Source organism: Mesorhizobium sp. M0136 (assembly GCF_040322515.1).
Taxonomy (GTDB): Bacteria; Pseudomonadota; Alphaproteobacteria; order Rhizobiales; family Rhizobiaceae; genus Mesorhizobium.
The window spans coordinates 1-1222 of the sequence record NZ_JAMYTP010000067.1; the positions used below are offsets into that span (position 1 = coordinate 1).

The following is a 1222-nucleotide window of genomic DNA, read 5'->3' on the forward strand; positions in this document are numbered from 1 at the left end:
TCGCCCGTGTCGCGTTGCCGACATGGACACGCTTCCAATGTTTACAGATACTTGACGAGGGAGTGCATAATGACTCACGCATCGCAATGGGACGGATGGCGCGCTCGACGACGTTGGAGTCGATCTCGATCGTACCGTTGTCGAGGAATCCTGTCAGACCTTGCCAGCGCGAGAGCGCGTAGCGGATGGCTTCCGCCAGCTTGGTCTTCTGGCTGATAAGGGTGAGTTGCTGCCTAAGCCACGGCTCAAGGGCATTGATTACGGGACGGCTTCTCTCCTGCCGGACGGCGCGGCGTTCGTCGGCGGAACGACCGCGGATATCGCTCTCAACGTGGTAGAGTTGGGCGATGCGGGCGAGCGCCTCCGTCGCGATCGGCGCGGGGCCGGACTGCGCGAGCTCATAGAAGCGGCGACGCACGTGCGACCAGCAAAAGGCCAAGCTCACGGCGTTGCGTTCGGCCAGCGCCTTGTAGCCCGCGTATCCGTCGACCTGCAGGGTTCCGACAAAGCCCTGAAGATGCCGGATCGGCTGTTCGGCCTTGCGGTCCGGAGCGTAGAGATAGGCGACGCCGGGTAGGTCCATTCCGCCCCAAGGTCGGTCGTCTCGGGCATAGGCGAACAACTGCCCCGTTTTGGTCCGCCCCCGGCCCGGATCAAGCACAGGCGCAGTGGTCTCGTCCGCGAAGAGCTTGTCTGAAGCCTTCAACCGCTCGAACAGCCGCTCATGCACAGGGCGAAGCAGGAAAGCTGCCTTGCCCACCCAGTCGGCGAGTGTCGAACGGTCGAGATTGACGCCCTGGCGGGCGTAGATCTGGGCCTGACGATATAGGGGAAGGTGGTCGGCATACTTCGACACCAGAACATGAGCCACCGTGGCCTCTGTAGGAATGCCGCCTTCGACGAGACGTGCCGGCGCTGGCGCCTGCACGACCACCTCTTCGCAGGCCCGACACGCATGTTTCGGTCGACGGGTGACAATCACCCGGAACTGGGCGGGCACGATGTCGAGACGCTCGGAGACGTCCTCGCCCATAACATGCAGCTGGCCTTGGCAGCACGGGCAGATCTTGTCGGCGATGTCGATTACCTGCTCGACGCGCGACAGATGGGCGGGCAACGAGCCGCGGTTGGCGCGACGCTTACGAGCCCTGGCATCACGCTTTGAGGGGTCCGCGGCTTCCGCGCTGGCGAAGCCCTCCGCCTCTACCTGCTCGGCTTCCTC

The 1222-nt window shown here is 64.0% G+C and carries 1 protein-coding gene; it reads right to left on the minus strand.

Features of this window, described 5'->3' with window-relative positions; genetic code table 11:
* Positions 1–1222: IS66 family transposase (gene tnpC / locus NKJ35_RS30785; protein WP_352651392.1), on the minus strand; the 1222-nt coding region annotated here is incomplete at both ends.